Source organism: Pseudomonas sp. QS1027 (assembly GCF_002814235.1).
GTDB lineage: Bacteria > Pseudomonadota > Gammaproteobacteria > Pseudomonadales > Pseudomonadaceae > Aquipseudomonas.
Map to the genome: position 1 here is coordinate 55,173 of NZ_PHSU01000007.1, position 23,816 is coordinate 78,988.

Annotated in this window: 16 protein-coding genes; 11 read left to right on the forward strand and 5 right to left on the reverse strand. The window is 62.6% G+C overall.

What is annotated here, in order from left to right; all coding sequences use genetic code 11:
* Positions 1-201: 201 nt before the first annotated feature.
* The 4 genes from CWE01_RS07155 to CWE01_RS07170 all read left to right on the forward strand — a co-directional run bounded on the left by CWE01_RS07155 (position 202) and on the right by CWE01_RS07170 (position 4,941).
* Positions 202-1,647, forward strand: a complete 1,446-nt coding sequence (locus CWE01_RS07155) for a sodium:alanine symporter family protein (RefSeq protein ID WP_100939832.1) — start codon at positions 202-204, stop codon at positions 1,645-1,647.
* A 134-nt stretch (positions 1,648-1,781) separates the two neighbouring features.
* Entirely contained in the window at positions 1,782-2,786 is a 1,005-nt protein-coding gene (locus CWE01_RS07160) for an asparaginase (protein WP_100939833.1), read from the forward strand.
* 535 nt (positions 2,787-3,321) lie between these two features.
* The gene (locus tag CWE01_RS07165) at positions 3,322-3,717 is read left to right on the forward strand and encodes a hypothetical protein (RefSeq protein WP_100939834.1); all 396 of its coding nucleotides are present in this window, start codon (positions 3,322-3,324) and stop codon (positions 3,715-3,717) included.
* A 231-nt stretch (positions 3,718-3,948) separates the two neighbouring features.
* Positions 3,949-4,941: an AraC family transcriptional regulator gene (locus CWE01_RS07170; protein ID WP_100939835.1), complete on the forward strand. Its 993-nt coding sequence runs from the start codon at positions 3,949-3,951 to the stop codon at positions 4,939-4,941.
* 15 nt (positions 4,942-4,956) lie between these two features.
* On the opposite strand, the gene CWE01_RS07175 is transcribed toward CWE01_RS07170, so the two are convergent.
* On the reverse strand, positions 4,957-7,491 hold the full coding sequence (locus tag CWE01_RS07175; RefSeq protein WP_100939836.1) for an autotransporter domain-containing protein: 2,535 nt from the start codon (positions 7,489-7,491) through the stop codon (positions 4,957-4,959).
* 299 nt (positions 7,492-7,790) lie between these two features.
* Here CWE01_RS07175 and CWE01_RS07180 point away from each other — a divergent pair, with 299 nt between their 5' ends.
* Positions 7,791-8,822: a histone deacetylase family protein gene (locus CWE01_RS07180; protein WP_100939837.1), complete on the forward strand. Its 1,032-nt coding sequence runs from the start codon at positions 7,791-7,793 to the stop codon at positions 8,820-8,822.
* A 12-nt stretch (positions 8,823-8,834) separates the two neighbouring features.
* Positions 8,835-9,935 (forward strand): polyamine ABC transporter substrate-binding protein, encoded by a 1,101-nt coding sequence (locus tag CWE01_RS07185; RefSeq protein ID WP_100939838.1) that lies wholly within the window; start codon positions 8,835-8,837, stop codon positions 9,933-9,935.
* A gap of 37 nt (positions 9,936-9,972) precedes the next feature.
* Here CWE01_RS07185 and CWE01_RS07190 read toward each other — a convergent pair whose 3' ends face one another.
* Entirely contained in the window at positions 9,973-13,323 is a 3,351-nt protein-coding gene (locus CWE01_RS07190; protein WP_100939839.1) for a dermonecrotic toxin domain-containing protein, read from the reverse strand.
* A gap of 86 nt (positions 13,324-13,409) precedes the next feature.
* Positions 13,410-14,960, reverse strand: coding sequence for a PLP-dependent aminotransferase family protein (locus CWE01_RS07195; RefSeq protein WP_100939840.1), 1,551 nt, complete (start codon positions 14,958-14,960; stop codon positions 13,410-13,412).
* A 90-nt stretch (positions 14,961-15,050) separates the two neighbouring features.
* Between CWE01_RS07195 and CWE01_RS07200 the strand changes: the two genes are divergently transcribed.
* From CWE01_RS07200 to CWE01_RS07220, 5 genes are all read left to right on the forward strand, one after another.
* On the forward strand, positions 15,051-15,674 hold the full coding sequence (locus CWE01_RS07200; RefSeq protein WP_100939841.1) for an FMN-binding negative transcriptional regulator: 624 nt from the start codon (positions 15,051-15,053) through the stop codon (positions 15,672-15,674).
* Positions 15,675-15,683: 9 nt separating this feature from the next.
* Complete coding sequence (locus tag CWE01_RS07205) at positions 15,684-16,130, forward strand: GNAT family N-acetyltransferase (protein ID WP_100939842.1); 447 nt, start codon at positions 15,684-15,686, stop codon at positions 16,128-16,130.
* A gap of 17 nt (positions 16,131-16,147) precedes the next feature.
* Positions 16,148-16,819, forward strand: a complete 672-nt coding sequence (locus tag CWE01_RS07210) for a GNAT family N-acetyltransferase (protein WP_100939843.1) — start codon at positions 16,148-16,150, stop codon at positions 16,817-16,819.
* 208 nt (positions 16,820-17,027) lie between these two features.
* Positions 17,028-18,965, forward strand: coding sequence for an autotransporter domain-containing protein (locus tag CWE01_RS07215; protein ID WP_100939844.1), 1,938 nt, complete (start codon positions 17,028-17,030; stop codon positions 18,963-18,965).
* Between the two features lie 112 nt (positions 18,966-19,077).
* Entirely contained in the window at positions 19,078-22,065 is a 2,988-nt protein-coding gene (locus tag CWE01_RS07220) for an autotransporter domain-containing protein (RefSeq protein WP_100939845.1), read from the forward strand.
* Between the two features lie 149 nt (positions 22,066-22,214).
* Here the strand turns inward: CWE01_RS07220 and CWE01_RS07225 are convergent, their stop codons facing one another.
* Together CWE01_RS07225 and CWE01_RS07230 are read right to left on the reverse strand one after the other, a co-directional pair.
* Positions 22,215-22,493: a helix-turn-helix domain-containing protein gene (locus CWE01_RS07225; RefSeq protein WP_100939846.1), complete on the reverse strand. Its 279-nt coding sequence runs from the start codon at positions 22,491-22,493 to the stop codon at positions 22,215-22,217.
* A complete protein-coding gene (locus CWE01_RS07230) occupies positions 22,490-23,815 on the reverse strand; it encodes a type II toxin-antitoxin system HipA family toxin (RefSeq protein WP_100939847.1) in 1,326 nt (441 codons plus the stop codon). Before CWE01_RS07230 ends, CWE01_RS07225 begins: the two co-directional genes overlap by 4 nt.
* Between the last annotated feature and the right edge of the window lies 1 nt (position 23,816).

Sequence of the window (23,816 nt, forward strand, 5' to 3'; positions counted from 1 at the left end):
GTGCTCATAGGTATAGTGCCGCCCCTCTTCGCGTAAGCGATCCGCAGTACAGCGGCACTGAAACACGCGAAACAACACTAAAAACAACCCGCGCAAGCTCGGGATGAAAGATCGCCAGCCCACACTGCCCAGTGACATCGGGTGTAACGCGATATTTCGAACGAGCCGCCTTTGCATCAAAAAACAGCGAGGAACCACTCCATGCTTGAGGTCATCAACGACTTCCTCTCAGGGAAATTACTGATCGTGCTCATTGTCGGGCTCGGTAGCTACTTCACGATCCGTTCGCGGTTCGTCCAGTTCCGCCATTTCCGCCACATGTTCACCGTCTTCAAAGAGTCCCTTCGTGGTCAAGCAGGCCAACTGAGCTCGTTCCAGGCCCTGATGCTGAGCCTCGCCGGCCGTGTTGGCGCCGGTAACATCGCCGGTGTCGGCATCGCCGTGACCCTCGGTGGCCCGGGCGCCGTGTTCTGGATGTGGGTCACCGCACTGGTCGGCATGTCCAGCAGCTTCTTCGAATGCACCCTGGCCCAGGTCTACAAGCGCGCCGATGGCGACGGCCTGTACCGCGGCGGCCCGGCTTACTACATCCAGCACGGCCTGAAGTTGAAAGGCATGGCGGTGGTGTTCTCCATCCTGCTGCTGGTCACCTACGGCTTCGCCTTCAACGGCCTGCAGTCGTACACCGTGACCCACTCGCTGCAGAACGCCTTCGGCTTCTCGCCGAACCACACCGGCATCGCCCTGGCCGTCCTGCTGGCGATCGTCTTCGTCGGCGGCATCAAGCGCATCGCCTCGGTTTCCGACCTGCTGGTTCCGGTCAAGACCCTGGCCTACATCGGCGTCACCCTGTACGTGATCTTCAGCCAGATCGAACACGTGCCGGCCATGCTGGAAACCATCTTCAAGAGCGCCTTCGGCCTTGACCCAGCGTTCGGCGGCCTGCTCGGCAGCGCCATCGTCATGGGTGTGAAACGTGGCGTGTTCGCCAACGAAGCCGGCCTGGGCAGCGCGCCCAACGTCGCCGCCGTGGCCGCTGTGAAGCACCCGGGCGCCCAAGGCGTGGTCCAGGCGTTCAGCGTGTTCCTCGACACCTTCGTGATCTGCACCTGTACCGCCCTGCTGATCCTGCTGTCAGGTTTCTACACCCCAGGTTTCGAAGGTGACGGTATCGTCCTGACCCAGAACTCCCTGGCCGCCGTGGTCGGTGACTGGGGCCGCCTGTTCGTCAGCGTCGCCCTGTCGCTGTTCGTCTTCACCTGCATCCTCTACAACTACTACCTGGGTGAAACCAGCCTGCAGTTCCTGACCCGCAACCGCATCGTGCTGATGGTGTACCGCGCCCTGGTGCTGGCACTGATCGTATGGGGTTCGGTGCAGAACCTGTCGACCGTGTTCGCCTTCGCCGACATCACCATGACCTGCCTGGCCTTCGTCAACCTGATCGCCCTGGCCATGCTGTTCAAGATCGGCCTGCGTGTGATGCGCGACTACGACGAACAACGCCGCGCCGGCGTCGGCCAACCGGTGTTCGATTCGAGCAAGTTCGCCGATCTGGACCTGGACCTGGCAGCCTGGCCAACCCCGGGCCAAGCCGCGCCACGCGAGCAAGACGCCGCCCAAGGCGTGCCTGCCACGCAACGCTGATCGTAGCTTTCGGGCGGCGCCCTGCCGTCCGACGCGACAGACCTTACCGGGTGGCGTCCTGCCACCCGACGTGACACACCTTGCGCACGCAGGCATGCTGCGGCGCAAGGTGCATTCGTCCAGGAGAACCCGCAATGACTTCCGTCTCTTATCCTGCCGCACAGTGCGTCATGGTGCTCTACACCGGCGGCACCATCGGCATGCAGGCCAGCGCCAGCGGCCTGGCCCCGGCTTCCGGTTTCGAAGCGCGGATGCGCGAGCACCTCACCGGGCAGCCCGGCCTGAAAGTGCCGGACTGGTGTTTCCGCGAAATGGCCCCGCTGATCGACAGCGCCAACATGACCCCCGAGTACTGGCTGCGCCTGCGCGATGCGGTGGTCGAGGCGGTGGAAGTGCAACAGTGCGACGGCGTGCTGATCCTGCACGGCACCGACACCCTGGCGTACAGCGCGGCGGCGATGAGCTTCCAGTTGCTTGGGCTGCCAGTGCCGGTGGTGTTTACCGGTTCCATGCTGCCGGCGGGCGTGCCGGACAGCGATGCCTGGGAGAACGTCAGCGGTGCGCTGGTCGCGTTGGGCCATGGCCTGGCGCCGGGCGTGCACCTGCACTTCCATGGCGAGATGCTCTCGCCGACCCGTTGCGCGAAGATTCGCAGCTTTGGGCGGCATCCGTTTGCGGCGCTGAAGCGCACGGGCGGCGTGGCCAAGGCGCAGACCTTGCCGGTGCAACTGGGTTACCGCCAGGCGCGACAACTGACGACGGTCGGTGTGTTGCCGCTGGTTCCGGGCATCACCGCCGCGCAATTGGATGGCCTGATCGACAGCGGTATCCAGGCGCTGGTGCTGGAGTGTTTCGGCAGCGGCACCGGGCCGAGCGATAACCCGGCGTTCCTTGCCAGTCTCCAGCGGGCAGAGAAGCTGGGCATCGTGGTGGTCGCGATCACCCAGTGCCATGAAGGCGGCGTCGAGCTGGACGTGTATGAAGCTGGTAGCCGTCTGCGCGGTGTCGGCGTGCTGTCCGGCGGCGGCATGACCCGTGAGGCCGCGTTCGGCAAGCTGCATGCGTTGCTGGGCGCGGGCCTGGGGCAGGCTGAAGTGCGGCGCCTGGTCGAGCTGGATCTGTGTGGCGAGTTGAGCTGATATAGCAGCCGAGCGCGGACTTCAGCCGGGCCGAGATTTGTGGCGAGCGGGCTTGCCCGCGCTCGGCTGCGAAGCAGTCGCAAAACCGGTTATCTCGGTCTGCCTGACAGACTGCGTTCGCCGGTTTTAGGGCCGCTTCGCGCCCCAGCGCGGGCAAGCCCGCTCGCCACAAGTCCGCGTTTGACTTCAGATTTCCTTCACTGAACGGCACCCACACCAGACAAATCGCTTTTTCTTGAGCGACATTTCCTAGAAAATCCCAACGCCTTGCGCCTGTCCAGCCACGTGACTAGTCTCCGTTTGTCACTGCCCCATTGCAGTGAACGGGTTTAGCAGCTCGTGTCCAATAGGCGCACAACGCCTCCATTTTTCATGGCCGGCGTTTTTAATGCCCCCAGGTTTATGGTGGCTGTGCGTGGGGCACCTTCGGGTGCGCCGGTTTCCTATTGGCCGGTCTGCTAACCCGCGTACAGCTGCCACCCCCATCGTTTAGCAGCGATTGGTGTCAGCTCCCATGCGCCAATAGGAGTACATCATGGACAAGCTAATCCCCGATCCGCCCAGCAAAACCGCCCGCGCCCGGATCACCGCCATTCTCAAGAAAGCCAACGCCGACCTCTTGCAGGTGCTCAACAGCCAGCACCACGAACCGCCGTTGCTCGCCGCCCTGAAAGAAACCGCCGCCCGCCCGGGCAGCGTCAACGATGGCCGACACCTCTCACTGTTCAACGTGCAGGAAGGCATCACGGCCGAGCAGGCGCTGATCCACGTGTCGTTGATGCTGCGCTGCGCCGAAGAAGTCTCCGATGAAATCACCGAATACGGCAGCGGCGTCGAACGCGGGCTGATCTGGTCGATGATCCATTCGGTGGAAATGGCCCGGGCGGTGGTTGATGCGTTGTTGGCGGGGTCGCAGCCGACACCGACCTGAAACGCCCCCCCTAGCTTTTGTGGGAGCTGAGCCTGTGTGGGAGCGGAGCTTGCCCGCGAAGAAGACGCCGCGGTTTTTCAGAGACACCGCGTTATCGTTCTTCGCGGGCAAGCTCCGCTCCCACACCACCGCCACACCCCGTCATACCGCAGGTGCTGCACTGAACTGATCACTCAGCCGTCGGCACACAACTTGCTCGATGCCCCCTACCTCCCACGGACGGAACCGAACATGCTGCACTCCCACCTCACCACCCTCAACGCGGTATCCCTGGTGCTCAACACCTTCCGCGACAAGGGCATTGCCAGCGATGCACTCCTGGCCGGCAGCGGCATCAGCGCCGCCGACCTGAGCCGCGCCGACACCCGCATCACCACCAACCAGGAGATGCAGGTGTGCGCCAATGCTGTGGCCCTGCGCCGGGAAATCGGCCTGGAGCTGGGCCGGCGCATGCATGTGTCGGCCTACGGCATGCTCGGTTATGCCCTGCTCACCAGTGCCACCTTCGGTGACGCTTTGCGCCTGGCCCTGCGTTATCCGGCGCTATTGGGAACACTCTTCGAACTGAGCCTGGAAACCGACGGCGAGCGCATCTGGTTCACCGCCGCGGATTATCGGGAAAACCCGCAGTTGGCGGTGTTCAACACCGAGCTGTGCCTGGTCTCGCTGAAAGTCATCTGCGACGACTTGCTCGGCCACCCGCTGCCCTTGCTGGCGGCGCGCTTCGAGCACGAAGCACCGGACTACCAAGCCAACTACAGCGACAGCTTCGACTGCCCGTTGCAATTTTCAGCCGACAGCAACGCATTTGCCTTCGACCGGCGCTGGCTGGAGCAACCCTTGCCCCTGGCGGACGCCATTACCCACCAGGCCATGGCCGAACGGTGCCGCAAACATAACCTGGAGTTCACCGGCCGCCAGGCCTGGCTGGGGCGCATCCGCCAGTTGCTCGCCGCGCAACTGCACACCGCGCCGGGCCTGGAGGGCCTGGCCGAGCAGATGAAGTGTTCGGCGCGGACCCTGCGCCGGCACCTCAACGACCTCGGCTGCAGCTATCAGGAACTGCTCGACGAACTGCGCTTCGAGCGCGCCAAGCAATTGCTCGGGGAAGCCCGGCTACCGATTCACCGCATCGCCGATGAGCTGGGCTTCAGCGAAACCGCCAGCTTCCGTCATGCCTTCGTGCGCTGGAGCGGAGTCAGCCCGAGCCAGTTCCGCCCGTAAGACGCGAACAGCGTCTCAGAAACGCAACGTCCATTCGCCCTGAACACCGTGCAGTTGGCGATTGTCGGCGATTTCACCGGTATAACCGACGCCCAGGACGTGGTCCTCGGAGAGCCTGAAGTCCAGGCCCGCGTCCACCACCAGGCTGTCGCGATCCAGCGTGGCGCTGCGGATCTCGAACGCATCGCCGCCCAACGCCGACGACTGCATGACGGCGTGGGTGAGATGACCATACCGATGTTTCCAGCCGGCACTGAGGCGCGGCGCCAGGCTCATGCCACGATCCAGCCGGTGCTCATGGGCAAACCGCGCGCCCAGGGTGCTGCGCACATTACCCTGGGAGTGCGCCTTGACGCTCAAGGCCGCATCGCCGCCTTTTTCCGTGTAAGCGCGACGGTGATAGTGTTGATAGTCGAGGCCGGCAAAGGGCTCCACACTCAGGTTGCCAAAGCCCAGGGCGTAGCCGACCTCGCTGAACACCTGCTGGCTGCTGGCTTGGTGCCGGCCCGATAGACGCTCACTGAAACCAGCGAAAGCCACATCACGCCGGGTGTTGCCATCATGGCGACTATGGACGGCGCCGAGACGGGTCGCCCAGGGGCCGCTCTGATGCAGCGCGTACACCCCCAGATGCCAGCTGTCGACCGTGCCCTTGAAATGGCTGCCGCCCAGGCGCGTCTGCGATTGGCCGCCCACCACCCCGAGTCGCCAATCGGCGGCCCGTGCCCAGTCGGAGCCGATCAGCAAACCCCGGGTCTTGCGGTGCATGGGCTGATCGTTCTGCTGGCTACTCTCGAATTTGCCCGCGTTACCCAGGCCGTGAACCCAGACCCGGCTCTTTGCACCCCGGCTATCCGAATCGAAAGCCAACGTGGCAGGCCTGCCGGAGGACGTCTCGAACCCGGGCAAACGACGGTCGTCGCTCCACTGGCGCATCGCCGAGAGCATGCCGCCACCGACCTGGCCGACACCGCTCAGGGTCGCATTGCCCAGATTGGCGTTGTGGCTGCCCGAGAGCTGATTCAAGGCTATTTTCGCCGTCGCGGCGTTACTCGTGATCAGGCTGGAGACCAGGGCCGGGGGCTGCGGTGCCTGTCCGGTCGAGGCCATCGTCGGGGCCGTGGTGTCACCGACCTTCTGCCCGTCGGGTGCAGGGGCCGGGGCGAAGTACGCGGTCTGCCCGAGGCTCGCGGCCAGGCGCTTGGCATTCCCGGATTCGGCGATCTGTTCGAGGGGCACATAATTGCGGCTATAGATCAGCCCGACGTCCGTGGGGGTGTAGGAGAGCCTGTAGGTCATGAAGGCCAGATCGCTGACCACCTTGTGAAAAGCGCCTTCGACCTGGCCGGCCCGCAGGATCGTATGCACACTGGTCGAGGGCACATTCTCGGCCGTTGGCCGCAGGACCAGCGTCGCCCCTTGCAGATAGGCCGTGCCACCGACGGCAACGGTCGAACTGCCACCATCGCGGTCAATGCCATAAACCAGCACCGAGGAAGGGCCCATCGTGAGATCCCGTTCGACCACAGGCGCACCCGCTTGCGGGTTGGCGAACATCGTCCCGTTGACCACCAGGCTGCCGGTACTGCCGCTGCCAGAATAGAGACCCAACTGATCAACCCACGTGGCACCGGTGATCCCGCCGTTATTGATCAACTCCGCGCCGTTGCCGACACGGGCCTGGGCGCTGAAATCCGCCGGGCCGGTCAAGGTCCAGGTGCCCTGGTTGACCGACAGCGATTCAAAGTTGCGCGTGTTCCCCAACATGCCGCTGCCGCCCTCGAGAAGCAACAGGTCCGAGCCGCTGCCGCCGTCGATGGCCCCAAACACCTGGGAGCCGCTATACAGCGCCAAGGTATCGTTGCCGGCCCCCAGGTCTATCGCCGTGCCGGCGCGATAGGCACCTTTCATATAGACGCTTGCGGTCGAGCCATGGGGGTCCTGGTTTTGTATGTAGGTGGTTTCGATCAAGCCATGGTTGGTCACGCTGTCATCGTGATTGCCATTGAGCTTGATCCCCCGGTGCCCACGAATAATGCCGCGATTCACCACATTGATCGGACCTTTGCCCTGGCCCAGGATGCCGAAGCTGGGCCCCTGGATCAGTGCATCCTCGGCGTTGATCACCAGGCCGCGGCCTATCGAGACCCCTGAAGAGGTGCCGACACCCTTCGGTACATCGGCCTCGATAACGCCGTAGTTTTCTATCCGCGCCAGCCCGTCGATCCTGACCCCGTTGTACCCCGTAAGAAAAACGCCGTCGGTGCGATGACCGGAGATACGCCCCCAGTTCAACACCGTGCCGTTACCGTAGGCACGGACACCCGAACCACTCAGGCCTTTCACCACCCCATCGTTGCGCAGGGAGATATTGCGCCAGGTAAAAAGGCCATCGGCGCTCGAGGCCATGATCGACGAGGTATCGCCCAGATGCTCCACATGCAACGTATCGCCCCGGCTCACCCGGCTGGAAGCCAGCAGGGGCGGCGAGAAGGCGGTGCAAAGGGCTAGTGCGACGGCCCAACCAAGGTGATCGTGTGTCGATGGCATTTCATTCCCTACCTGGAGTTATCGGAGGCGAGAATGTATCCATCCCGATCGAGGACCACTGTCGGGCAAAGCAGATCGCGGCGGCAGGTTGCCTCTGTAAGGCTGTCCGAAAAAAACCGTAACAACTAACCCCGTGCGTGCGCCTTTTCAGGCCACGAAGCAGCCTTCCGCCCTGTTCAGGGGCGAAATCAGGACACATTTTTTGGCCATATCGATCCCCTTTTGGCCGCTCCCGCCGTTCTCCAAAAAGCGCCAGGCATCAAGAATGACGCCACGTCCACGCTATCGGAGAACAATAAATGCTGACGGTCTACTCAGACGATCATCACCTGCACCATGGCCGCTGCGAGCTGATCGACGGGCAACTGATGCCCTGCTTCGAAATGCCCTCGCGCGCCGACCACGTGCTGGCCCGCGTGCAACATCAGGCCCTGGGCCCGGTGCGCGAACCGGAAGACTTCGGCCTGGAGCCGATCCGCCGCGTTCACGACGAGGCCTACCTGAACTTCTTCAAGGGCGCCTGGGAGCGCTGGGCCGAACAAGGCCATGACGGCGACCTGCTGCCCTTCACCTGGCCGGCCCGCACCCTGCGCCGAGTGATCCCGAAAAACCTGCACGGCGAACTCGGCTACTACAGCTTCGACGGCGGCGCGCCGATCACCGCCGGCACCTGGCAGGCAGCGTATAGCGCGGCCCAGGTCGCCCTCACCGCCCAGGCCGAAATCCAGCGCGGCGCCCGCAGCGCCTTCGCCCTCTGCCGACCGCCGGGACACCACGCCGCCAGCGACCTGATGGGCGGTTACTGCTACCTGAACAACGCCGCCATCGCCGCCCAGGCCTTCCTCGATCAAGGCCATCGGAAGGTCGCGATCCTCGACGTCGACTACCACCACGGCAACGGCACCCAATCGATTTTCTATGAGCGCAGCGATGTGCTTTTCACCTCGATCCATGGTCACCCGGAAGCCGAGTTCCCGTTCTTCCTCGGCTATGCCGACGAGCTCGGCGAAGGCGCCGGCGAAGGCTTCAACTTCAACTATCCACTGGCCGCCGGTGCTGCCTGGGACCAGTGGAGCGCGGCGCTGGAACAGGCCTGCGGCGAGATCGAACGCTACGCCCCCGATGTGCTGGTGGTTTCCCTGGGCGTGGACACCTTCAAGGACGATCCGATTTCCCAGTTCAAGCTCGACAGCCCGGATTACCTGCGCATGGGCGAACGCATCGCCCGCCTGGGCAAGCCGACGCTGTTCGTGATGGAAGGCGGCTACGCGGTAGAAGAAATCGGCATCAATGCCGTGAACGTACTCGAAGGTTTCCAATACGCTCAATGAGGAATTAGAACAATGAACAAGCTCAAGCGTCTTATTGCCCCAGCCCTTTGCGCCGCCGTGCTCAGCACCGCCCTCCACGCCGAGGAGCGTACCCTGCGGGTCTACAACTGGTTCGACTACATCACCCCCAAGGCCCTGGACGACTTCAAGGCCCAGAACACCCAGGTCAAGCTGGTCTACGACATCTTCGACACCAACGAAGCCCTGGAAGCCAAGCTGCTCACCGGCAACTCCGGTTATGACGTGGTGGTGCCGTCCAACGTGTTCCTCGCCAAGCAGATCGAAGCCGGGGTGTTCCAGCCCCTGGACCGCAGCAAGATCCCGAACTGGAACCACCTCGATCCCAAGCTGATGAAGCTGATCGAGGCCAACGACCCGGGCAACAAGTTCGCCGTGCCCTACATGTACGGCACCATCCTGATCGGCTTCAACCCGGCCAAGGTCAAGGCGGCGCTGGGCGACAACGCGCCAGTGGACAGCTGGGACCTGATCTTCAAGGAAGAGAACATCAGCAAGCTCAAGCAGTGCGGCGTCGCCCTGCTCGACTCGCCGTCGGAGATCCTGCCGCTGGCCTTGCAGCACCTGGGCCTGAACCCCAACAGCAACAACCCCAAGGACTATGAAAAAGCCGAGGCGCTGTTGCTGAAAATCCGTCCATACATCACCTATTTCCACTCGTCCAAGTACATGGCGGACATCGCCAACGGCGACATCTGCGTGGCCGTCGGTTATTCCGGCAGCTTCTCCCAGGCCGCCAACCGCGCCAAGGAAGCCAAGAACGGCGTGGTGGTGGACATGCGCCTGCCCAAGGAAGGCGCGCCGATCTGGTTCGACATGCTGGCGATCCCCAAAGGGGCAAAGGACACCCAGGACGCCTACACCTTTATCAACTACCTGCTGCAACCCCAGGTGATCGCGCCGATCAGCGACTTTGTCGGTTATCCGAACCCGAACAAGGACGCCACCGAAATGGTTGACCCGGCGATCCGCCACAACGCCAACCTGTACCCGACCGAAGCGGCGATGAAGACGCTCTACACCTTGCAGCCGCTGGACCAGAAGGCCGAACGGGCACGTACGCGGGCCTGGACCAAGATCAAGTCGGGGATCTGAGTGTTTCCCTGCCCCCTAAAGGGGGCGGGGACAATCTTCAGGCACTCGGTGGCAGGAACAACGCCGCGGCCAACTTGGGACCGATGTCTCCACGCCAGATAGCGTCGACTTTGCTTCCAGCGCTCTCCTGGGCCCGCTGAAAACTGAGCCCTTTAAACCGCTGCTCGCGGGTCTTGAGGTGCGCCTTGGAAAAACTGGCCGCCGGCCTGGTCGCGGTCAGGTAATGGAAATGCGCGTACCACAGCGGCCTGCCCTGCCGGTCGCGAATCTCGTACTCATCGAGGAAGTCGTTGCCCTTGCCACCGGAAATATCTCGGCGCTCACCCAGCTTGTGAACCGTGATCTGCTCTTCCTGCGCCAGGAACTCAACGGCGGCGGCGGTCGGCAAGCGCTTCTTGGTCAGGTTGATCCGCAGACTCAGCCCCTTGTTGTTCAAGGTGCTCGCGGCCTGCTCCAGGTCGGCAATCAAAAACCGGGGAGACTGTGAAAGCCCCAGGGTCAAATCCCGCAGCTCCCTGCCGAGCGCTGAAAATGGCTGCGCCTTCATCCCGAGCATGTCCTCGATATCACGCGGGACCTGCACCAGGCTCGCACTGCGTTCGGCGTCCGCCAGCAGCGTCGGCACGCTCGCCAACAGATCACGGGCCTTCTTCTCCAGCGACTTGAGCTTTTTTGCGGCACGTACACTCAATTCTCCCACGCCGCCTAGCAGGCGCAGGCCACGATCCAACTGCCAAAGCCCCGAGCTGTCGCGCCTCAACCAGGGACCCTGTCGCGCCGGGTGGCTGTCATCAATGATCACCACCCCATCGAGTTTGCACGACACCCGAAACCAGGCATCCTCGACCCGCGCATAGAAAAGCTTGTCTCGCCGATACAGACCTTTCCAGTCGCCCGATTCCAGCAAAGTGCCGGGCGCCTCGGACAGTGACAGCTTGAACTTCTCGAGCCGGACCAGCTCGGAAGCCGTGAACTGACGTCCCGGACGGGTCCAGCCAAAGACCAGCTGGTTCGCCGCACTGACGGCAGGTTCCTTGATCACGGCGTTGCTGATGATCGGCCCTGGGCGCACGGCCCCGGCTTGCCCGATCAGCAACTGACGGTGATAGACCAGCACAACCGCCAGATTCAGCAAGACGTCGGCAAACGCCACCCAGGGATGGGGCGCATGGGGATCGGCAAAGGCCTTGAGGCTGGAGAGCAATTGCACGAGCCAGCCGAAACCCGCCAGGGGCCCAGGCAACAGGAACTGCAACAGACCGAACAGGGCCCAGCCCAGATCGACGAAACGGTGCCAGCGATCTTCGGCATTGGACACCGAATCCGCCTCGGCCTGCGCGATCAGCGCTTCGATGCTGGCGGCGAACAGCGCCGCGCAAAACGACCCGTCTAGCGGCGTGGTATCCAGCGCAGCCGGCTCGGGGGTGTCCGGGATATTCCAATCGGAGTGGGTCACCCGGGTCAGGTGCGGCTCCTTGAATCCGCCATCCTCATAAGTTGAACGCCTTGCGCTGTCCAGGCCGTCGAGGACCGACTGCTGCAAAGGTCCCTCCTGCTGGATCGCCGTCAACAAGCCGGCCCAGGATGGAAACTCAAGCAAGAGCGCCCTGGCGCCGGGCCGGCACAGCACCTGCGGGCCCTGTTCCGTCGCCTGCGGGCCAATCACGAACATGTTGCGCACCCGGTCCGCCGAGGCACCGGGATGCGCCAGAAACGCCAGGGGCCTGACCACGATGGGCTGCCCCAGGACCTCACGGACACCGACGTCCCGGGTCATCACCGCCTCGACATAAAGACGGGCGGTCTCCGTCAGTTTCCGCTCGAGCCGCAGCTCCAGCGCCCACATCGGCAGCAGGACCCGCAGGTAGTCGGTAAACAGCCCTTCTTGCCGGGCTCGCTCGGCCTGATCGTGCTGCAATTTCTGCCCGAGCAACTCAGGGTAGGTCCTGCCGATATCGGCGTCGGTCACCGCCGTGCGCAACGCGTCATAGGTCATCCAGGACGGCGCCGTCTGGCCTTGGTAACGAATCTGCGCCAAGGCGCCAAGAGGAAAGGCCTCAAGATTCTTCAGCGCCATGGCGACATAGTCCTGGGCCTGTGACTCATAGCGAACGTCACGCGCACTGTCGACCATTTCGGAGGGGCTGTTCGCGATACGCGTCAGGGTCACGCTGATATCGCTGATCGACACGCTCGCGGCCGCTGGATATTTCGCCTGCAAACTCGCCCGCAACGACTGGCCGGCAAAGGTCCGGATATCGGGAATGCCATCGAGAAACGCCTTGCCGGCATGACCCCGATGCACCGTCGCAAGCGCCGCCACATAACGGCCATAGCGCGTGCGATCCGCCGCCGACGCCTTGCGCAACGCCTCGGGCAGCAAGTCATCCAGGCTCGCCAATTTCGCCTCGTGACCGGAACGAAAAGCACCGAACAAGGCCTGCAAACCGGTCAGCTCACGCAGGTGCTGCTCAAGGGCCTCCGGGTCGCGATAGTCACTCGGCTTGATCGCATCGACGGCCTCCAACTGGCGTACCAGCAGGCTCACCGTCAGGGCGTCGAAGATGTGATGGTCCGGCGAGTAACTCCTGAAACCCGAGCCCTCGTCGCTCAATGTCACACTCAGGGACTCTTCAAGCGCTCGGGTGGAATCGAAGGTTTCGATTCCGCCGAACAGGCTGTAAAGCAAGACGATCTGGCGCTCGCCGACCCAGTGGCTGACAACCAGTGCCTGGATGCGCAAGGGCTCGGGACCCTTGATGCGGCTATCGATGATAGGGATATAGGCCTGCGCGCAATCACTGCCGAACCGGGCTTCGCGCGCCTTCAGGTCGGGATAGTCGAGCACCGCCTCCACGGCGGCCAGTTCGTCGCCCGACAGCGCCGCGCACGCCAGGCGCAATTGCGCCGCGAAGAACTCGGAAAGGTGCTGCCAGGGAGCCACATCCCCCACCAACGGCGAGCTCCAGAAGTCCACCAGCCCCTGCTTGTACGCCTCCAGCAGCAACGGCGCCCACTCATCCAGCAGCGTATCGAGCGCCTCAACACCCAGGGACAGCTTCTGCGGATGCTCCGCGCCCGGATAGAGCGTCACATAGCTGCCGGCCGGACATAGCCGTTTTTCTTCGCCCAGGAAGCGAGCGATCAACAAGTGCGCCAGGGTCAGGACCCGGTAGTCCACCTCATCCCCGCACGCTTCCGGTTCGATCAGCGCGGCATGGGTCAGTCGCTCGCCCTGCGACGGGTATTGGTCGTCCAACATGTCGCGGACCAGGCCGGGCGCCACGCTTTCCAGGGTCGGTCGCTGGGCAAAATAATCACTGAGGGTGTAGACCCGCTCAGCCTGTTCGCTTTCGCTCAAGGTCGCGCGAGCAAGGGGGGAAGTCATGTCCATTTATCCTGGTGGCGGGTTCCGGGAATAAATAAACATCGACCGCGCGATGGCCTGCGGTAGCCGGTTAATACCCTAGGCGGCTAGACCTTCCAGACCGTGCGCAAACGCGCCAGCGCCGACTCGATATCCACCTCCGGTACCGCCGCGAACCCCAGCACCAAACCGGCACGCCGGTCTTCGGGCGGTTCGGGCTGGGTGATCCAGTAGCCGCTCAAGGGACTGATTTCGACCCCGACACTCTCGGCCTGCGCGATCAGTTCCTGCTCCCGGGCCAGGCTCTCCACCGGCACCGTCAGATGCAGGCCCGCCGCAACCGCCGGCAAGTCACCACAGCCCGGGATATTCGCCGGCCAATGGGCCAACAAGGCGTTGCGCCGACTCAGGGCGGCCCGGCGCATGCGCCGGATATGCCGCTGGAAATGCCCGGCGGCCATGAACTCCGCCATCACCGCCTGGGTGCTGACCTCCGAGTGCCGCATATCCAGCGCGCGGCGCTGGGCAAAGGCCTCGACCAGCGTCGGCGGCAGCACCAGGTAACCGAGGCGCAACGCCGGAAAGGCGATCTTGCCGAAGGTCCCGACATACAGCACCCGCCCCTGCCGATCCAGCGCCGCCAAGGGTGCCAGCGGCGCGCCGCTGTAGCGGTACTCGCCGTCGTAGTCGTCCTCGACGATCCAGCCGCCGGTGCGCTCGGCCCAGGCCAGCAACTCCAGGCGCCGCGCCAGGCTCATGATCACGCCGGTGGGGTATTGATGAGACGGGGTCACATAGGCCAGCCGACAGTCCGGCAATTGCGCGAGTTCGACGCAATCGAGTCCTTCATTGTCCACCGTCACGCCATGCAGCTTGGCCCCCGCCACCGCGAAGGCCAATCGGGCCGCGCGGTACCCGGGATTCTCCACCGCGACGCCATCGCCGGGGTCCACCAGCAACTGTGCACAAAGGCTAATGCCCTGCTGCGCGCCACTGGTGATCACAATTTGCTCAGGCGTGCAGGACAGGCCCCGGGAGCTGCGCAAGTAAGCCGCAATCAGGCCGCGCAAGCGCGCCTCCCCCGCCGCCTCGCCGTAACACAGCAGTTGCAGGTCCGGTTTGCGCCAGAAAGCCGCCTGCAGCTTGGCCCAGACGCCAAAGGGAAACAGATCGAAGGCCGGCACACCCACCCGAAAAGCTCGCGGAGGACCACTCGGGGGCCTGTGCATCGGGTTGCTCTCGATGCGCTCCATGGCCAGATTGTGGATAACTTTACTGGATGTAACCCCAGCGGTTTCGGGTGATTTTGTGGATAACCCTGTTGATAAGCCTGTTGAAAACCCTGTGGATAGTTTTGTGGACAACTTTTTGATCGGCAGGGCTTTTTCCGGCAGTTGCGCGACGTAGGTGCCATCGCCGATCCGGCCCTCGATAAAACCTTCGGCGTAGAGCTGGTCATAGGCCCGCACCACGCTGTTGCGGGAAATCGCCAGGGCGCTGGCCAGGTCGCGGCTGGCCGGCAGACGGCTGCCACTCGCCAGTCGCCCGTCGAGCACCCGCAGGCGCAGGGCCTGATAGAGCTGGCGGCTGAGGCCCTTGGCCGGATCGAGGTAGATCCCGGCAGGGTCGAACGGCAAGGGCAACGATGGACTTGGCATGGTATTGGACCTATGAAAATCGCCGGTAATGGCTCTTACAACCAACCAATAGCCTGCCTAGGATGAGGGTATTCGCCAAGGAAAATTTCCATGTACACACCCAGCGCCTTTTCCGAACAAGACCTGCTCACCCTGCAGCAACATATCCAGGGCACTCGCCTGGCGACACTGGTCACCCATGGCAAGCTCGGCCTGCAAGCCATCCATGTGCCGCTGTTGCTGCGCCCCGAGCAAGGTCCCAATGGCACGCTCTATGGCCATCTGGCCCGGGCCAATCCGCAGTGGCAGGAACTGGCGGAGGGCGGTGAAGTGCTGGTGATCTTCCCGGGAGCCGATGCCTATGTCAGCCCGTCCTTCTATCCCGCCAAGGCCGAGCACGGCAAGGTCGTGCCGACCTGGAACTACGTGGCCGTGCATGCCTACGGCCAGGCCGAAGTATTCGATGACGCTGATCGCCTGCTCAACCTGGTCAGCGCCCTGACCGACCGCCATGAAGCGGGCCGGGACAAGCCGTGGAAAGTCGCCGACGCCCCCGCGCCGTACATCGAGAGCATGCTCAAGGCCATTGTCGGTTTTGCCCTGCCGATCCAGCGTCTGGAAGGCAAACGCAAGCTCAGCCAGAACCGCAGCGCCGCCGACATCGCCGGCGTGCAACAAGGGCTGGCGGCCAGCGCCGACAGCCAGGATCAAGCTCTCGCCCAATTGATGCGCTAAGGAGTCACCATGAGTTCCATTGAAATCCGTCCGGTCAGCGCCGCCGACCAGGCCGTCTGGCGCCCCCTGTGGCAGGCCTATCTGAAGTTCTATGAAACCGAGCTACCGGACGCGGTCTACCAGTCGACCTGGCAACGTTTTCTCGACCCGGCCGAAACCACCCACGCCGCCCTTGCCTGGCAGGACGGCAAGGCCGTGGGCCTGGTGCATTTCATCTACCATCGGTCGAACTGGAGCGTTCAGAATTCCTGCTACCTGCAGGACCTGTTCGTCGCACCCGGCCAACGCGGGACCGGGTTGGGACGCTTGTTGATCGAACATGTCTATGCCACCGCGGCCGAGGCCGGTTGCAGCAAGGTGCACTGGCTGACCCACGAGACCAACGCCACCGCCATCCAGTTGTACGAACGGATTGCCGAGCGCCCCGGTTTCATTCAATTTCGTCAAGCGTTGTAAGCCTCAAGGAAAGCCTCATGTCGATATCCCTAGCAAACTGGAAAGGCGCGCCGGCACCTTCGGCCCAACGTCTGGAGGGGCGTTTTATCGTCCTGGAAAAACTCGATCCGGCTCGCCATGGCGACGATCTCTGGCAGGCCCTGACGGGTCCCGGCGCCGATCCCAAGCTCTGGGACTACCTGCCTTATGGTCCGTTCCCGGAGCGCAGCGCCTTCAACGACTGGCTGAACAACCATGCGGCCAATAGCGATCCGTATTTCTTCAGCGTGGTCGACAAGGCCAGCGGTAAGGTCCAGGGCATTCTCAGCCTGATGTCAATCGTCCCGGCCCAGGGACGTATCGAAATCGGCCACGTCACCTTTGGCGCGCCGATGCAGCGTTCGCCCAAGAGCACCGAGGCGGTCTATCTGCTGGCCAAGGAAGCCTTCGCCATGGGTTACCGGCGCCTGGAATGGAAGTGCAACAACGACAACGCCCGCTCGCGTACGGCGGCCGAGCGTTTGGGCTTCAGCTTCGAAGGTGTGTTCCGCCAGCATATGGTGGTCAAGGGCAGGAACCGCGACACGGCGTGGTACAGCATTATCGATTCGGAATGGCCGGCGGTGAATGCCGGGTTCGAGCGGTGGTTGTCGGAAGAGAACCTGACCGAAGCCGGGCAAATCAAGTCCCTGGTCGAGTGCCGGGGTTAACCGGACAGCCTGAAAGTGCAGTGCCCCTCGACCTGAAAATACGGTGGCTGACGCCTCGGCCACCGTAAGACCACAGAGTCACAAAACACACCTCTAATCGCCACCAAACCGGCGACATATCTTGCAAAAGACGGGTAAAAATCCCGACATTTATCGATTACATGGATAGATACATTTCGGCCTCAATTTTCCAGGAGGTCGAAATTCCATGCCAACAACCTTTAATCGACTCGCCATATCGGTCGCACTGGCATCCAGTGTTATTGCCGGTCAACAGGCACAAGCCTATCCACAGACCCCCATATACAGCCGACCTGCCGATCCGAATGCTACCTATGTCGGAACGACTCCAGAGGGCGGCACTGTATGGAACGTTCCCATTGGTTCCGGTCAACAGCCACCACTCTCCCAGTACCAACAACAAGGTCTAGGCCCCAATACCTATACGATCGTCGGCCCACACCCCATCGCTCACGGCGTTGTCTGGGTCAAACCCAATAACGAGAATACGGCCCCCTTTGAGGCGCACATCCGGGACGACGGTTCTGCTGTTCGGGTATACGTGCCCGACCTCCCGCCACTGTGTCCGTCATGCGCTCCCGGTCAACAGCCACCGCTCCCTCAGGTGACACCGGTGCTCCGGCCCAACGCCACGAGCACCGGTATTGTCGAAACCAATCGGAACAATATCGCTGCCAACACCACTGCTCACAAAACCAATGCCAGCAACATCGCAAACCACGAAGGCAGGATCACGGCCAACACCAACGCCCACCAATCCAACACCACTGCTCACCAAACCAATGCCAGCAGCATCGCAAACCACGAAGACAGGATCGTGGTTCTTGAAGAAAGGAGCACCGACCACGGAAAAAGGATTACCGACAACACCAGCACGGGCCAAGCCAACGCCAGCGATATCGCAGACCTCCGTCAAGAAGTCTCCGCTATAAGGCAGAGCAATGCCCAGCTGGAACAAAAGCTTGTGGCCGCTCAAACCACAAACCAGACTCAGGCAGATGATCCAAAGGGCGGCCAGGGTGGCAATGTCGGCCAACCATTCCCCAGGCCGGTCGACTCCCCGCTGCGCACGGCCCTGAACAAACTGGGCACGGCGGCAAAACGAGACGCCCGCATGCAGCTTTCCGGCGCGGGCAATGCCAGCCTGGGTGCCGCCACCCTCAGCGGTGCCAGCCAGGTGGGCAACAGCGCCCTCGCGGCCATGCGCCAGCTCGGTAACGACCCCACGCAACGACAGCTCGCCGGACAAAACGGCGCGCCCGGCCAGGTGTCGCTGTCGGGGCGCTCGGAGATCAAGCCCAATGAAAGTCGCGTGTGGCTACAAGCCCTGAACAACGCCAGCACCTTCGATCAACCGGCAGGCCAGAAGTCCTTCGAACAGGACACCCGAGGCCTGGTAATGGGCGTCGACTGGGCCCTGGACAATGAATGGCGCATGGGCCTGCTGGGCGGCAAGTCGCAATCCAAGCATAAAGCCAACCGCTTCGAAGGCGGCCTGGACAGCTGGCATGTCGGCACCTATGCCCTGCACCAGAGCGGGCCCATGGCCCTGCGCCTTGGCGCGATCCACAGCCAGCACTATGGCAAGACCGAACGCAACGTGGAGTTCGCCGGTTACAAGGACCGTCTCACCGGCAACCACGGCGCCAACAGCCAGCAGGCCTTCGCCGAACTCGGCTACAACCTGGGCAGCGGCAGCCTGAGCGCCGAACCTTTTGCCAGCCTCGGCTACCAGCGCTACTCGCGTCAGGGTTATACGGAAAAAGGCGGTGAAGCGGCGCTGAAAGCCGATGCCCAGACCCAGAGCAACTTCAACACCACCCTGGGCCTGCGCACCGCCAGCATCAAACACATGGACAACAAGATGAGCCTGGCCCCGCGCCTGAGCGCGGGCTGGAAACACCTGTACGGTTCGGTCGAGAGCACCAGCACCCAGTCCAATCAGGTCACCGGCGACGTCTTCAACACCAAGGGGATCACCCGGGACCGCGACACCCTGGTGGTCGAAGCCGGGCTGGATCTGAACCTGTCGGCCCGGCATTCCATCGGCGTGGCCTACAACGGTGAAGTAGGCAACAGCAGCCGGACCCATGGCGTCATGGGGCAGTGGAAGATGAGTTTTTAACCTCTTGAACCTAAGGACTTATCCCGCCTGTCGGAGGTAAAAAGGCCGACATTTATCGATTAAATACATAGATACATTTCCGGCCTCGAATCAACCCGAGGCCGGAAAACCAATGCCCCCTACCCCCCATCGCCTAGCACTCGCGATCACGCTGGCACTCAGCACTGTCGTCTTGCGCGACACACAAGCCAGCCCCACGCCCTCAGCCCCTCAACAGCAGGAGAACATCCACAGCCTGCAAGCCGAGAAAGGCCACACGGTCTTGCTGAGCGATCCGTCAATCGACTACACCAATCATCGTGACGGCGACATTCAAGCAATCACCGGAAGCGCCATCAAGGTCATCGGACGCGTTGCGGGACGCATCGTCAACGACGGGAAAATCAGCAGTGAACGTCATGACGGCATAGACCTGGGGCCCTCCGCTATCACCCTGCTCAATGTCGGCACCCTCTCGGGCGGGCGTCACGGCGTCAACACCCGACGCGAGGGAGAACTCACGAACCGCGGCCACGTGAGTGGGCTCAACGGCGCGGGATTCAATTCCTCGGGCACCGGCAAGATCACCAACTACGGCAGCATCACGGGTGATGCACGCACCCTGGATGCCGACGGCGATGGCATACGGATCATCGGGAATGCGGAGATTTACAACGTCGGCGAGATTATCGGCAAAGGCAGCCTGGGTGTTGATCAATATGGCGGCGCCCATACCAGCGAAGGTATCTCCATAGGCGGCGGCACGATCTTCCAATACGCCAAAGGCACCATCAGCGGCGCGGATCATGGCATCCAGGTGAGTGACGGCAACAATGATCCGGCGCAACGGCCCACCGTCCTGGAAAACCACGGCACCATTCGCGGCCAGAAGGGCTTTGGCGTGCGCTTTATCGGCGAACAGGTCGACCAGGTGACCAACAACGGGTTGATCCACGGCGGCAACGGTTACGCCCTCGACCTGGGCGGCGGAAGCGATACCCTGATCGTGAAAAACGGCAGCCGCTTTATCGGTTGGGTCGATGGCGGGACCACTGACGATGACCAGGAACACATTCAGCTGGGCGTCGACCCTGACACAGCGCTCAAGGCCGACGACAATCTGGTGATCCTCGATGACGCCCTGGGCGGTAGCTTCGGTAACAGCCGACACTTCGAACGGCTGCAGGTCAAAGAGGGCACCTGGACACTCACCAGCCAGGACGACTTCAGTTCGGGTGCCGAAGTGCTGGTCCAGACTCATCTGATCAACCAGGGCAGTATTCTCGGGACGACCCGGGTCCACGACGGCGCGACTTATGGCGGCGGCGGAAGCGTCGGACATATGCGGGTGACGGGAACCCTCGAGGTTGATCCTCGGCAGGGTGCCGCCAGGATCAAGGAGCATCTGACCCTGGATCCCGGCGCGACCCTTTCCTATGGCATCGACGCCGACGGCAAGAGCGCTACTGTCGAGGTCGGCGGCACCGCCCATCTCGATGGCGCCCTGTTGCTGAAGGTACAGACCGACGCCCCATCGGACCGCCAGCACACGGTCATTAAAGCCGGCAAGCTGGAAGGCCGGTTCGCCAGCATCAGCACCAACCTGGCGCTGCTGACCGCCACCGCCCATTACAGCCCGACGCAGGTGGGCGTCACCTACACACGCAATAACGTCAATCTGGGGGATCTGGGGAATACCAGCAACGGTCATAACGCGGGGGAAGCCTTGGATCCCTGGATAAGTCCGAGTCCGCCGGCCCCGGCACCCGCCCCGGTTAAACCGCCTGAGCCGATCGCTGCCGTGCCGATTATTACGGAACCCGAGTCAGTCGTTTCCGTGCCGGTCGTTACACAGCCCGAGCCAGTCGCTTCCGTGCCGGTCATTACACAGCCAGAGCCAGTCGCTTCCGTGCCGGTCATTACACAACCAGAGCCAGTCGCTTCCGTGCCGGCCATTTCACCGCCAGAGCCAATCGTCTCCGCGCCAGTCGTTACCTCGCCAGAACCGGTCGTTTCCGCGCCGGCCATTACTCCAGAGCTGATAGCCGAGGAGGACCTGGGCACCGAGCTGTCGGACGAGCCCACGCAGCAACCGTCCCCGCACTCGCCACTGCGCCATGCCGCGCTCTATATCAGCGCCGTCGAGGCGGGACAGGCGCTCGACCAGCTTTCCGGCGGCAGCACCGCGCAGTTACGCAACGCGACGCTCAGCGGTTCCCGCCAAGTCGGCAGCAGCCTGCTCACGGTCATGCGGCAAACGGAGGACCAAGGAGACAAGGTTCAGGTCATGAACGGCGGCCACAGCCGGCTCTGGGTTCAAGGCCTGGGCAACTCCGCCAGATTCGACAGCACTCATGGCAACCATGGGCTGCGACAAAACACCCGGGGCCTGGTGCTGGGTGCCGACTGGGCGCTCGACAGCGAATGGCGACTCGGCGTTCTCGGCGGCCAATCGCAATCGGACTTCAAAGGCCAACGTTTCACCGGCGACCTCGACAGCTGGCACGCCGGTGCCTACGCCCTGCGCCAAAGCGGCCCGCTGGCCCTGCGGCTCGGCGCGGTGTACAGCAGCTATTCAGGCAAGACCGAACGCCGCGTGGAATTCAATGGCTACCGTGATCGTCTCAAAGGCGAGTACGACGCCAACAGCCAACAAGCGTTTGCCGAACTCGGCTACCGCTTCGGGGGGGCCGACCTGCGTGTCGAACCTTTCACCGGCCTCGGTTACGAACGTTATCACCGCGACGCCTTCACCGAGCGCGGCGGCGAAGCGGCCCTGGCCGTCGATAGCCAGACCCACGGCAACCTCAACAGCACCTTCGGCTTGCGCGCGAGCAGCATCACGACCTTCGACAATAAAATGAGCCTGAGCCCACACCTGAGTGCCGGCTGGAAACACCTGTATGGCGACGTTGGCAGCACGACCCAGCAGAAATTCACGGTGAGCGATCGCAGCTTCAAGGTCAAAGGCGCCGCCCTGGACCGCGACAGCCTGCTGCTGGAAGCCGGTCTGGACCTGAAGCTCTCGCCCAGCCAGAACCTCGGCGTCGGCTACACCGGCGAAGTCAGCAGCAACCAGCGCAATCATGGGGTCACGGGTCACTGGCGGCTGACCTTTTAAACCAGGCTCCGGCTACCCGGCCGCTCCAGGCCGGGCTGCGGGAAGCTGTCAGTGGCAGCGTGGGAAATGAGGGGCGTATCAGCGGGAGTCTCGGAGAGAAGGGTAGCGCCCTCAATGACGGTGCCGAGGGTCTTGGCGACGCGAGCCCGTCAGCCTGTCGTCTTGCGAAGTCGCACCACGCCCATCTGCAGCCCGAAGGGTTTGAACACCGAGTTCAACGACTTAAGCGTCGGATTACCCTCCTCGTGTTCGATATGAACAAGGGTCCGTACCGAAATCCTGCACATCCGTGCAAATTGAGTCTGGTGCAAACCGGTGACCTCGACACGCAAGCGCCTGACCGCCGCGCCGATGCCAATCACGCCCTGGGCAAGCTCGTCTTGAATGGCTTGAATCAGCAGTGCACGGACGTCAAGGCTGAGGGTCATTTCAGCCCCCAATCCTGCAAGCGCTGATCAAGCCTTTTCAGGGCAATCAGCGGATGATTCAACGTGATAGTCGGCAAGCCGCCGTCAGCCAGAATATCGGGCAATGCCAACAAATGATTGGCGTCCGCTCGAAGCCGTTCGAACGCCATCTGCGGATCGACGATACCTGCCAGCGCATCACAAACCTTGCGCCAATCCACCTCGCCTCCCCTTTCAATGTCCCTTGACCACTTGGTGCTGCGTGTCACGCCCTCGTCATCCATCACCATCGGTGCCAGATCATAAATAGGTGCCAGACGAAAGGCCGCCTTGTCGCGGATAATCGAGGTGTTTCGCCCGTGGTTGTCGGAATTGCCCAGGATCTTATTGAGCAAGTCGCGCCGCAGATAATCCGCCACCAGGTCCGCCACCTGATCCTGCTGGCCTGCCTGGCGCCAAAGGCTTGCCAGACGTGTGATCACCTCCAGATGGTCCATGTAACTACCGGGGATGGTGACTCCGGCCAGCGAATACATCGATTCCACGGCAAAGCGCTCAACACCCTGCCCCGTGACGTTACGATCAAAACGTTGCATCCAGAGACTCGGCCTGTTGGCCTCCTCCAGCGCCAGACCTTCAGCCGCTACGGTTTCGATACCCAATGCCTGCAAGGCTTTGTAGTAGTGATACTCGCTTCTGAGAATGTCCTGATCGGTCTGCGTCGACTTGTTTCGGGCAAACTTCACGAACCAATGGCGCGCGACTTCGGCATCGTCGAGAACTGCATCCGGGTATAACCGTCCCGCGCGATCTTCGCTCATCAGCAACTTCGGCGCTTCTCCACCAGCTCCCGTGGCCCCGCCAATCGCCGCGCCTTGCTCATAGGCGTATTCGAGAAATCGACTATCACGACCTACCACGTCCACCCGAGAAAACCCCATTGGTTCACGGTCATCCTGTACTTCCACAGAGTCCTTGATGCGCAAATGACCAATGGGTGCCGGGGTACTTCTTCCCAGCAAAAACAGATCGGCACTGACATCATCCGGCTTTTCCCGGCCTACCCTGGCCATCAGGAATCGCTTGGCCGCCCCGGCCGGAGCAATGTCCTGCACAAAGGCGGGGGCCTTCTGATCATTGCTGCTGTCCCAGTCCAACGGCAGAGCCGCACTGACAGCACAGGCGAACGAACTGCCCATGTCCTCGAAGTGATCCAACAGATAGCTTTGCTTGTAGGCAAACCTGCAACGCCCCTCGAAGCCCTTTTGCGGATCCTCGAAAGCCAGGGTCATGGCGTCTTGCCAAGTCCCGTTCGCATAAATCTGGAGCGTCAGTGTGTACATG

Coding starts and splice junctions, on each gene's coding strand:
- CWE01_RS07155 (WP_100939832.1), top strand. CDS start 202: ATGCTTGAGGTCATCAACGACTTCCTCTCAGGGAAATTACTGATCGTG.
- CWE01_RS07160 (WP_100939833.1), top strand. CDS start 1,782: ATGACTTCCGTCTCTTATCCTGCCGCACAGTGCGTCATGGTGCTCTAC.
- CWE01_RS07165 (WP_100939834.1), top strand. CDS start 3,322: ATGGACAAGCTAATCCCCGATCCGCCCAGCAAAACCGCCCGCGCCCGG.
- CWE01_RS07170 (WP_100939835.1), top strand. CDS start 3,949: ATGCTGCACTCCCACCTCACCACCCTCAACGCGGTATCCCTGGTGCTC.
- CWE01_RS07175 (WP_100939836.1), bottom strand. CDS start 7,491: ATGCCATCGACACACGATCACCTTGGTTGGGCCGTCGCACTAGCCCTT.
- CWE01_RS07180 (WP_100939837.1), top strand. CDS start 7,791: ATGCTGACGGTCTACTCAGACGATCATCACCTGCACCATGGCCGCTGC.
- CWE01_RS07185 (WP_100939838.1), top strand. CDS start 8,835: ATGAACAAGCTCAAGCGTCTTATTGCCCCAGCCCTTTGCGCCGCCGTG.
- CWE01_RS07190 (WP_100939839.1), bottom strand. CDS start 13,323: ATGACTTCCCCCCTTGCTCGCGCGACCTTGAGCGAAAGCGAACAGGCT.
- CWE01_RS07195 (WP_100939840.1), bottom strand. CDS start 14,960: ATGCCAAGTCCATCGTTGCCCTTGCCGTTCGACCCTGCCGGGATCTAC.
- CWE01_RS07200 (WP_100939841.1), top strand. CDS start 15,051: ATGTACACACCCAGCGCCTTTTCCGAACAAGACCTGCTCACCCTGCAG.
- CWE01_RS07205 (WP_100939842.1), top strand. CDS start 15,684: ATGAGTTCCATTGAAATCCGTCCGGTCAGCGCCGCCGACCAGGCCGTC.
- CWE01_RS07210 (WP_100939843.1), top strand. CDS start 16,148: ATGTCGATATCCCTAGCAAACTGGAAAGGCGCGCCGGCACCTTCGGCC.
- CWE01_RS07215 (WP_100939844.1), top strand. CDS start 17,028: ATGCCAACAACCTTTAATCGACTCGCCATATCGGTCGCACTGGCATCC.
- CWE01_RS07220 (WP_100939845.1), top strand. CDS start 19,078: ATGCCCCCTACCCCCCATCGCCTAGCACTCGCGATCACGCTGGCACTC.
- CWE01_RS07225 (WP_100939846.1), bottom strand. CDS start 22,493: ATGACCCTCAGCCTTGACGTCCGTGCACTGCTGATTCAAGCCATTCAA.
- CWE01_RS07230 (WP_100939847.1), bottom strand. CDS start 23,815: ATGTACACACTGACGCTCCAGATTTATGCGAACGGGACTTGGCAAGAC.